Origin of the sequence: Protofrankia sp. Cr2 (genome assembly GCF_963555885.1) — a bacterium.
GTDB lineage: Bacteria > Actinomycetota > Actinomycetes > Frankiales > Frankiaceae > Protofrankia.
Genome location: NZ_CAUVXG010000070.1, coordinates 12,601 through 21,873, shown reverse-complemented (window position 1 = coordinate 21,873; position 9,273 = coordinate 12,601). Strand labels below are relative to the sequence as shown.

Here is a 9,273-nt window from a genome sequence, read left to right as displayed (position 1 = left end):
GGGGTGGACCACGACGTCCCAGGACATGCAACCATGATAACGACCACGTTATTACCGTTGCGCCGGGACCTCAACCCCTGCCGGCACGGTCAGTGTCGTGAGGCCGCCCTACGCGCCCGCCCGGCCGCGTGGGCGGACGCGTCGTCACCCGGCCGCTGGGTGTCCCCGCTGCGGGACTGTCGGCTTGGGCCATCCGTCCCAGTCCCCGCGCCACCGAGTTGCTCGATCCTCCGCGGGCAGCTTGCCGCGAGATTCACGCCCGGAGTCGGGGTGGTTGCGGGCGTGGCTGACCGCGCCGGGTGGTCGCGCCCAGCGTCACAGCGGCTGTTTGGTTGTGGCTATTCCTCCCGGGTGGTCAGGCTGCGGGCTGTTTGGGTTCGACGGTTACTTTCAGGCCGAGTTTCTCCAGTTGGGCGACGAGGCGCTTCTGCTGGGCTTCCGTGCCGTGTCGGCGCCGCATCCGAACAGGTTGGTCTTGGTTGCAGGCCCTGAGATCACCGTCCGCCCGGTCGCCGCACGGGCCCTGGCCAGGCGCGATGCCCGATGACCGCGCCCACCCGAACATCATCTACCGAACAGATGTTCCGTATACCTGGCGGTTCCAGAGGGACGGTGCGTCTGCCGATCGTGATCATGGGGGTGGCGGCCGGGTTGGCAGCTTTCAGCCGATGACGAGCCGTTCCCCGCCGAAGTCCGCGATGATCTCAAGGTGTCCCCCGAGCGCTTTGACGTAGGCGGCCAGGGTGCGCAGCTCGCTGGCATCAACGCCTGCCCGCTCGATGGCGGAGACACGTTCCTGTCGGACGTGCATGCGATCGGCGACGTCCGCCTGGGTGAGGCCCAGACGCCGACGCATCTCGGCGAGCCGATGCGCGCGGTTCTCTGCCACGAGCCGCTCTGCCCCCGCCTCGACCTCGCGGCGGTCACCTTCCTCGGGGAAGAATTCGCTAAGGAAGCCGTCCCTGTCGTACCCATGGGTGGCGCTCATGCGTCACGCTCCTCGAGGTGGAGGGCGTAGCGGGCCTCGGCCAGCGGGATCGCCCTGTCGCACCAGGTTGACCACTGCCCGGCCTTGTCTCCGGCGACAAGCAGGACCGCGCGGCGCTCAGGATCGAAGACGAACAGGAGCCTCGTTAGAGGACAGCCAGGTCGGCGTCCGCCTGGGCGAGTTGCCGGGCCGTGGCGGCTAGCTTCTGCTCAATTTCGGCTCGCGCTTCTGGCCGGAGCTGGCTGCGGCGCTGGAGTTCGGCGAGACCGCGCTGAAGCTCGTTCTCGATGGATCTGCGCCGCCTCTGGTGAACTCCGAGCACCTGGTCGCGTTCCTTGGGCGTAGCAGGGTCATGGGGGTTGTAGCGGAAGGCACGTTCACAGGAGTCACGCCAAGCGACCAAAGCTCTAGTCTTCACTTCCCCGAAACCGGGGATTCCTATTACCTTGGAGCTGTTCACATCTGCAGCGGTGTTGACGCCGTACGCTGCAAGCCGCTGCTTGAGACTCGGGCCAACGCCGCTGATCGAGGCCCTGCTGACGTACTGCCGCTCCAAGTGACGGCGCAGCTGGCGATCCCGCACGGTGCGGTCAAATTCTGCGAGTGTCTGCCTCTCCCGTTTCGGGATCTCGACGGTGTACTCAGAGTAGAGCCTGGCAAGCGAATCACGGAGAGTCTGAAACTCTGCTGGGCCAGCTTCCTCTGCCTCACGGATCGCGGCTGCATGCGCATCGCGCGCCTGTTGCCCTGCCAGCAGGCGCGCGTCCTTCTCCTGACGCCTGGGCTCACCGTAGCGTTTGAGCCACCGACCCACAAAACCGGGCAACACCAGCGCCAGGAGTCCGAGCGCACCCGCAATTACCATCAGTGCAATAACCAGGCTGACCACGATGGGCCAGACGACGAATGGTGTTGCCTTTGAGCGCACCGCCGCCGGGAGCGGCTGCGCAACAGGCTTAATCCCGGTGCTGGGGGGTACGACGATTTCCGCCGGGGGCGGAACTGCAGATATCTGCGCCCACAGCGCCGCGATGGTGACCCCCGCCGCTTGCGCCTTCGCGGCGACCTGCGCCTTGACGAAATGCACGATTCCCGAACTGTCGAGGGAACACCAGGGGCACGCCCTCACGTGTGCTGGGTAAGCGTGGTGTGAGTTGGCGTGGCACACGGCTGTCTGCGGTCGCAGTTTGTCGAGAGCCAATACCCACTCCCGAGCAGTCGGCCGGTGCTGGATCCCGGGCTCGGTGAACGCCTGGGTGAACATGCCGTGGATCACAGCAGGAAGGATGGTCACCGGAACGGCTGTCGGTGGCGGGACCAATCCGCGGCTGCTGTTGTCCAGGGCGTCGGCAAACCGAAAGCCACTGATATCAGTGGACATATCGTTGCCGACATCGTTGCGGAGCGGACGACCCGCGAAGGGATGGCGTCCGCCGAGGAGCAGCTGGAAGATCAGGATTGCCAGACCGAAGTTGTCGTGGTTGGCGGTTCGGACCATCCGGCTGAAGTCACCGACCGCGTGCAACTCGGGCGGGGTGAAGTCTGGAACCCCGACCAGGCAGGGAAAGACCCGGCCATCCGCGTTCACCTGAAATGAATCTGCGTCGATCAGCATCACATGCCCGTTATTTGGGGCGACCATCACCGAGTTCTCGTTGACGTCACCCACGACCAGTCCACGCTGGTGGACCGCGGCGAAGCCGTCCGCCGTGTTCCGCGCCGTGACCAGCAAATTCTTCCACGACAGTTGGGGCTGCTCCTGCTTGCGGTGGCCGGGGTTGTAGAGCTGATGAACGGGAACGCAGGAGCCTGCGGTTGGCATGACAAAGCCCCGGACGGGACCTCCCCGGTCCACATGCAGGGTCTCCACTGGCCAAGCGACAAATTTCCGGACGTCGGCATCCCTGAGAGATGCCATCAACCGAAGCTTCTCCTGCCGGTCGCCGTCAGGGATCTTGTGGTACAATTTTGCGACGTGATTCGAGTCTCCGTTGATCTGGTGGACGGAACCTTCGCCGCCCTTGCCGAGAGTCGGGCCGAGCGACAGTTCGTCTCCCGTTGACGTGAACAGCCGGGTGGTGCTCATGCCCGTGCGTCCGAGTTTCCCAGTTCGTCGCTGGCCGTGGTTGGGTCGACGTCGCCGAGCCAGACTGCGATAGCTAGTGTCTTGTCGTCGTCGGTACGTTCATTGACCAGCGGTCCTTGCAGGAACCGTCCCAGAGCCAGGCTGAGTTGGTCGAGCAGAACTTCCTCGTTTTCGGATCTGGCATCCTCGAGCGCCTTGAAAAAGGGCCTGAAGAATAGTTCATGGGGTACGTCCGTGGCGAGATCGAGCGCGATTCGCTGCAGGCCATCGGTGAATGCTGCGATCTTCGTAGCCAGTGGGTCAAAGGTTCGGACGGCGAGGACCTCGCGGAAGTTGTCCTGCGTGACGAAGTGCGTCATGTTGGCGTACTCCCCAACCATGGGTACTACGGCGAGTTCCAGCCCGTTCCCGACGTCGAGGACGATGCCGCCGTCTCCGATCTGGAAAACCATCGTCCCGAGCGTCTGCGCGGCGAGCACACCAAGCAGGGTGCAGGCAAAGTCTCGAGGACGGAGGTTGTGGTTGGTGGCCTTCGACGCGATTCCGTCGTGTGCTGCCGTCACCAGGATCTCGGCCAGGCCGGCATCCAGTATGATCTCTGATTCGCCCAGGCGCGACTGGAGAGCCGCAGCCACCGCTGCTATCGCGACCTGTGCCCCTTCGCCACCGTGTTCGGCGCTGCCCGCGCCATCCGCGACAACGACCGCGAGCAACTCGTCGCCACACGGAAGCCGATATTGCGCGAAGAGGCAGTCGTCGTCGCAGGGCAGGCTTCGTTTGATGTGCGAGGTGCCGGCTTCGGACCTCGCGATGACGCGCCAGGTCAAACGGCGGCCCACCCTGTAGGTGCCGCGAGCAGCGTCTCGGTGCCGACGGCCGAACGGGACACCGATCCCAGGGAACTGGACAGCCACTGGAAGAGTTCCTGAAACTTGAGTCCCTGCAGCGCGAGCGGCTGGCGGACAGCGATCTGGCGGAGGATTTCCATGTTCGCTCCCTGCACGCCGACGGCGAAAAGCGCGAACTCCTTCGCAGCCTCACCCGCCTGCACAGCGTGGGCGGCCGCATGCCAGTTGTCTGTCGGCTCCCCGTCTGTGATCAGGAAGATCCACGGGCGGTAGTACTTCACCCCGTTGTTCCTGTATTCAGTCTTGCGGTCACGGAGCAACGACAGACCTCGGGTGATGGCTTCGCCCATCGGGGTGGCTCCCTGCACGTGCAATTCGGGCGCTGTGAACACCGAGGCAGACACGAAGTCGGTCGCCACCTGCACCGGTCCGAAGGTGATGATCCCGACCTCGACGCGCTTCGCGGCGAGGTCGTCTGAGGTGAGTTCATCCTGGAATGCCCTGAGACCGGCGTTGAGTTCTCGAATGGGCTGACCGTTCATGGACCCAGACACGTCCAGCAGCAGGAGACAGGGACACCGCGGCTCGGGGTTCAGGGCGAAGTCCACCTCAGGCTGGTGTCCGAAGTCGAAGTTGTCGTATCCGATCTGCTCGGTCATCCCCATCTCAATCCTGGTCGGGCGGGCGTTGTCGGGGTGCTCAACGACGAGGTGCCAGCTTGCGGGGCGTCCACCGCCGGACCCGGTGGGCCGGACCTGCGGGTGGGCGCGTCGAGGCCGCCAGCCGGTCTCCACGCGCGTGGCCACGTACACCCGTACATACCTCACGACGAGCGACGAGGCGTAGGCCGGGCGTCGGACCGAAAATGCAGTGTCAATAGTGCCAGAACTGCGCTCGCGACCACGGTCGACCCGGCGCCGCAAGATGTAGACGGCATGGCGACAGCAGCGCGATGGCGAAGCCGCCCGTGACGCCGTGCTCGCCGGCCTCGCCGAACCCCCAGCTCCGGCGTCGTCAAAGGCAACGTCAACTGTATCAAGACGGTCAAACACCATTTATACGGCCGCGTCAACTTCGACCCGCTCCGCAAACACGCCCTCCTCACTCGATGATCACCAAGGGGACCAGAACGATTACAAGATCAGCGCCGGATCCAAGTCTCGCTCTCATAGTCACACCTCGTTGTCGCCAGTGGCCGCGGCGAACCCGAGCGCATCGTGGGCCGCCGAGAGCGCGTCCCATAGCGCGGCCAACCGCGTCGATGTGATCGGCAACGGGCCACCCGTGGGCGAGATGCCCAGGCTCAGGTCGAGCTCGCCCTGCGGTTTCGGACACTTCCGGCCCATCTGACGATCGTGATCGTCAGATGTTGTGGTCACGTCGACGCTCCTGTGCCACCTCAGAACGTGCTTGTGCGGGGGCTGCGGTGCACCGTTCGGCCCGCGTGCCGGTGGATCTCGGTGGCTGGTCGCGCGGTGGTCGTATCCTGGGCAGGTGAATACCATGCGGGATGAGCTGCATGGTCTGATCGACCGCCTACCAGAGTCGCAAGTGGCGCCGATCCCAACTCTCGTGCACGAGAGCGCACCGACCGAGGGCGCCGGTGACGAGTGGCCATTGCCGGATTTCGTAGGCGCGTTGTACAGCGGCAAGGGTGGTCTCGCCGCCCGTTCGGCTGAGATCCTGCGCGCGGAACTGGGGCGCGACCCCGAGTGATTGTCTGGGACACCGGGCCGCTGATCGCCGCCGTCGACACCGACGACGCATAAAACGATCATCGTGTGGGTCCCCCAGGGGTAGGCGGGACATCGGTGTGGCCACGCCGGGGCGCCGGGACACGAAGCAGGATCCGCTCGCCGGCCATCCACCGCGTGAGCACCTCCCGGTCGACCATCTGGATGCGGTGACGGTGGCCGAAGTCCGCGGCCGCAGCGGTGAACCGGCCCGAGGTGACCAGCAGCGCAATATCGGCACGATGATCCGTCCACGCACAGCCGTTGAAGTCCCGCACCGCGGACGGACCCACAGCACGACCCGGGTAGTGCTTGCACTGCACCGCGATCCGGGCCATCCGGGGGGTACGGGCGAGCACGTCCACACCCCCGTCCCCACGACCTCCGACCACGCGCACCTGCAGGCAGCCGTCACGTTTCAGAAGATCCGCGACGTGATGCTCGAACTCGGCTGGGTTCAGTGCGTCGATGGCAGCCACCGCCGCCCTGCGCCCGATCTCGTGAATCCTGCGGGCGCGCACCGCGAGTAACACCCCTACCGCTGCCAGCACCACGAGGATTCCGGCGGGCAGCGTCCACCAGCCCCACGCATCCACGAGCCCTTGGACGAGCGCGGCGAGAAACAAGCCGCCGAACCCCACCCGCGCCAGCCAGAGAAACACCCGCTCACTCGCCGACGACCCCACCGGACGCCCCCGCACTCGGCGGCCCCGAGATGGACGAGTACGGCGAGCACTCGGGCGCCGCCGACCCGCCGGCGAACCCCGACGACCAGAACCCCGATTGACCACACACAAACTATTGACACACAACACATCGCAAGGTGGCACATCGACGAAGCAGCAGGTCGCGCGGTGGAGCTGTGTGCTCAAGCAGTCGCCTGCCGTCTGGTTGAACCGTGTGTACGGACCTGCATATGCCTGCGATGTTCACAGTCCTTGTCCGCTACTGGTTGGTGGATGTTCGTGGGAGACTGGAGCGGGTAGGTCGAGCTGGTGTGAGGAGGGAGCCCGTGAGTGTCGCGTTTGCCGAACATGTCGGCCCGTGGACGATCGCGGACGTTGAGGCTCTCGCCGGTACCGGGGACCATTCCCGGTACGAGCTGCTTACGCCGGGTGTCCTAACGGTGAGTCCGGCTCCTGGGACCCCGCACCAACGAGCGTCGCGGCGGTTGGCGAACCTCCTCGAGGCCGCTGCCTCGACCGCCGGCGCGGCCGTAGAAGTGCTGGAAGCAGTGAACGTGGAGGCACCTGGTGGCCGGTTGGCTGTGCCGGATATTGCCATCGTCGAGCGGAAGTTCGCGGCCACCGACCCGATCCGGTACCCGGTGGGTACCGTGCTGGCGGTCGTCGAGATCGTGTCGCCCGGCAGCGAGCCACAAGACCGGATGATCAAACCGCAGCTCTACGCAGACACGGGCATTGCCGTGTATTGGCGGTTCGAGCTGGCGCCGAAACCGCACATCATCGTCTCCGAGCTCCGACGTAGCCTGCTCGTCCATACGGTCACCGCCTCAGCTGGCGAGCGGACGGTAATCCCCTGCCCGTTCCCGGTCGACCTCGACCCCGCCGAACTTGCTCGGCAGTAACCGCAGGACCGAGACGCTGGACGTCGGCCGCGTGGAGGATCTGCGCACCCGAGCGGGCCGGGCCCGCTACGGGCCTGATCCCGTAACGCGATGCCCTTTTTGTAGAGCGCCTGCGCGACCAGGAGACGCAGGTCCGGATAATCGGCCAGACCAAATTTTGTTATAATCTCGTTGGAAATTTCGATGCTGTCCGATAAATGGCCGGCCTCGCCGAGCCGAGTCGCTTCCCCGACGCGCTTCATGGCGTAATCTACCTCCGCGCTGACGATGCGGAACTCGCCTCGGGCCGACAGGAGCGCCCGATGCTTGCGAGCAAGCTCGACGATCTCCAGCGGCCTGGGCTGGTGGAACAGCAGCAGATCGTCGAAGGTTGCCAGTGCAGCCTCCACGTCACCTGTGTAGGCCAGGATGACACCCATGCGGAACAGACAACTTGCGACGATCGTCCGGACTTCGGGCCTCGGGTCCTCCCTGAAACGGGCTGTGGCCTCGGTGAATCCGAGCAGCGCATCCCGGGACTGTCCGCTTGTCTCCAGCGCCATACTGTCTTTGCCGGTCCGCGAGGTCGTAGGTCCGCTCCGGGTCCGACCAGTTGAGATGGGTGGGCAGCCGGACCAGGGCCAACGCCTGGCGCAGCGGGAGCCGGGGCAGCCGGTCCGGCACGGTGAACGGCCGGCCGCGCTCGTCCACCACGACCTCGAACCGGGGCAGCGGCGTGATGTCGAGCCGGAAGCCCGCCGCGGCCAATCGACAGCGGGATCTCTCGTCTGCGCTGTTTATCCAGGTCGTGGGCCGGTTCGTGCGCATGTGAGGTGTCGAGGATGAGACCTGCGCTCGCCTGTTCATCCCGTCGATCAACCCACTTCTCGCCTATGCCAAGGACATCGAGAAGACCGTTGACGCAGTCATCGCCGACGAGGAACAGAAAGTCCGCGACCGCCAGAACGACGACGATGGCGGCGGCGGCGGATCTGGTCTACGCGCTGCCACGCCTCTGGCGGGATGGGTCCGAGCCGGTGGGACAGGCCGGCAGTCGGGATCCATGCGATCAGTTCGGGTAACACCGTGGCGGGGATCGGATCGGCGATCCCCGCATCGGCGGCGTAATCACCTACACCGGCGGCCGGGCGTCCCAGCCCGACTCGGCCGGCGGCTCCGAGCCCGGCCCGTGGCCCGGCGCCCAAACTTTCCGTAGCGGCTTGCCGTGCGGGCAGGTCCCCATCTCGGGGATCGGCTCCACAACACCGGTGGAGCCGAGTTGGGCGCCACGGCGGCGCCGGCATTTGCTGCACGCGACAAGTGCCAGCATCGGGACGACCGGGGTCTCGCCGGCTGGGGCCTCATCCATCTCGACCGGTGCTTGCGCCGCCATCGGTGCTACCCCGCTTGTTCCACGCCATTGGATGCGCCTTCCGTGTCTGCTCCGTTACGGATTTAAGGGTAAGCCGATGAGCGTCCGGACGAGGTGGGGCCTGGACGATACGGTGCGTGGCGGCCCCGCTCGCCTTACCTGCGCCGGGCCGCGCGCTACCACCACGGTGCCCCGGCCGATGGTCTGGCCGAGAGCACCGCGGGGCGAACGGCTAGATCAGAAGCGGAGTTCGCCGTTCTCGACACCGTCGACGAACGCGGCCCACTCGGCGTGGGAGAACGACAGCACAGGCCCGTCCGGGTTCTTCGAGTCGCGGACGACCATCCCGCCGTCGTGCACTCCAACTTCCACGCACATGCCCCCGGCGCCGTTGCTGAAGCTGGAACGTCTGCCAGGTGACGGCGGTCGGGTCGAAGTCGGTCAGGTTCGGCTTAGAGCGCCCGGCAATAGGGGCGTGGATCAAGGAACGGGGCTGGGGCACGTAGATCGCGAGGCGAAGGAGGGAGGCACCGGAGGTGTTGGGTGTCGACCGACGACAACGACGCGAGGTGCGTGCCCCAGCCCCGCGACGCCGCGCCCCCTATTGCCGGTCGCTCTTACGGGTGCGATCCTCGGACATGGTGATCCTTTCGGTGGTGGGTGTTGGTGCACGCGCCGG

At 65.8% G+C, this 9,273-nt stretch carries 11 protein-coding genes; 2 read left to right on the top strand and 9 right to left on the bottom strand.

The features are described from left to right. Window positions 1–661: 661 nt before the first annotated feature. From U9978_RS21495 to U9978_RS21470, 6 genes are all read right to left on the bottom strand, one after another. Complete coding sequence (locus U9978_RS21495) at window positions 662–988, bottom strand: helix-turn-helix transcriptional regulator (RefSeq protein WP_322762954.1); 327 nt, start codon at window positions 986–988, stop codon at window positions 662–664. Beyond that, entirely contained in the window at window positions 985–1,125 is a 141-nt protein-coding gene (locus U9978_RS21490) for a type II toxin-antitoxin system RelE/ParE family toxin (protein WP_322762955.1), read from the bottom strand. Before U9978_RS21490 ends, U9978_RS21495 begins: the two co-directional genes overlap by 4 nt. An 8-nt stretch (window positions 1,126–1,133) precedes the next feature. Then, window positions 1,134–3,074: a hypothetical protein gene (locus U9978_RS21485; protein ID WP_322762953.1), complete on the bottom strand. Its 1,941-nt coding sequence runs from the start codon at window positions 3,072–3,074 to the stop codon at window positions 1,134–1,136. After that, window positions 3,071–3,901, bottom strand: a complete 831-nt coding sequence (locus U9978_RS21480; RefSeq protein WP_322762952.1) for a PP2C family serine/threonine-protein phosphatase — start codon at window positions 3,899–3,901, stop codon at window positions 3,071–3,073. The genes U9978_RS21485 and U9978_RS21480 overlap by 4 nt, the downstream gene beginning before the upstream one ends. Then, on the bottom strand, window positions 3,898–4,581 hold the full coding sequence (locus U9978_RS21475) for a vWA domain-containing protein (RefSeq protein WP_416211082.1): 684 nt from the start codon (window positions 4,579–4,581) through the stop codon (window positions 3,898–3,900). Before U9978_RS21475 ends, U9978_RS21480 begins: the two co-directional genes overlap by 4 nt. A gap of 513 nt (window positions 4,582–5,094) precedes the next feature. Then, window positions 5,095–5,301 carry a hypothetical protein gene (locus tag U9978_RS21470; RefSeq protein ID WP_322762950.1) on the bottom strand — a complete coding sequence of 69 codons (207 nt, stop codon included), beginning with the start codon at window positions 5,299–5,301 and terminating at the stop codon, window positions 5,095–5,097. Between the two features lie 124 nt (window positions 5,302–5,425). Between U9978_RS21470 and U9978_RS21465 the strand changes: the two genes are divergently transcribed. Beyond that, window positions 5,426–5,638 (top strand): hypothetical protein, encoded by a 213-nt coding sequence (locus U9978_RS21465; RefSeq protein WP_322762949.1) that lies wholly within the window; start codon window positions 5,426–5,428, stop codon window positions 5,636–5,638. A gap of 58 nt (window positions 5,639–5,696) precedes the next feature. Here the strand turns inward: U9978_RS21465 and U9978_RS21460 are convergent, their stop codons facing one another. Then, a complete protein-coding gene (locus U9978_RS21460) occupies window positions 5,697–6,317 on the bottom strand; it encodes a DUF4381 family protein (RefSeq protein ID WP_322762948.1) in 621 nt (206 codons plus the stop codon). Window positions 6,318–6,667: 350 nt separating this feature from the next. Between U9978_RS21460 and U9978_RS21455 the strand changes: the two genes are divergently transcribed. Then, window positions 6,668–7,243 (top strand): Uma2 family endonuclease, encoded by a 576-nt coding sequence (locus U9978_RS21455; protein ID WP_322762947.1) that lies wholly within the window; start codon window positions 6,668–6,670, stop codon window positions 7,241–7,243. Window positions 7,244–8,354: 1,111 nt separating this feature from the next. Here the strand turns inward: U9978_RS21455 and U9978_RS21450 are convergent. After that, complete coding sequence (locus tag U9978_RS21450) at window positions 8,355–8,615, bottom strand: hypothetical protein (protein ID WP_322762946.1); 261 nt, start codon at window positions 8,613–8,615, stop codon at window positions 8,355–8,357. 216 nt (window positions 8,616–8,831) lie between these two features. Next, the gene (locus tag U9978_RS21445) at window positions 8,832–8,972 is read right to left on the bottom strand and encodes a DUF397 domain-containing protein (RefSeq protein ID WP_322762945.1); all 141 of its coding nucleotides are present in this window, start codon (window positions 8,970–8,972) and stop codon (window positions 8,832–8,834) included. Between the last annotated feature and the right edge of the window lie 301 nt (window positions 8,973–9,273).

Excerpts from the sequence above, each read along its gene's own strand:
- U9978_RS21450 (WP_322762946.1), bottom strand. The coding sequence starts at position 8,615 with ATGGCGGCGCAAGCACCGGTCGAGATGGATGAGGCCCCAGCCGGCGAG.
- U9978_RS21485 (WP_322762953.1), bottom strand. The coding sequence starts at position 3,074 with ATGAGCACCACCCGGCTGTTCACGTCAACGGGAGACGAACTGTCGCTC.
- U9978_RS21475 (WP_416211082.1), bottom strand. The coding sequence starts at position 4,581 with ATGACCGAGCAGATCGGATACGACAACTTCGACTTCGGACACCAGCCT.
- U9978_RS21495 (WP_322762954.1), bottom strand. The coding sequence starts at position 988 with ATGAGCGCCACCCATGGGTACGACAGGGACGGCTTCCTTAGCGAATTC.
- U9978_RS21445 (WP_322762945.1), bottom strand. The coding sequence starts at position 8,972 with ATGTGCGTGGAAGTTGGAGTGCACGACGGCGGGATGGTCGTCCGCGAC.
- U9978_RS21465 (WP_322762949.1), top strand. The coding sequence starts at position 5,426 with ATGCGGGATGAGCTGCATGGTCTGATCGACCGCCTACCAGAGTCGCAA.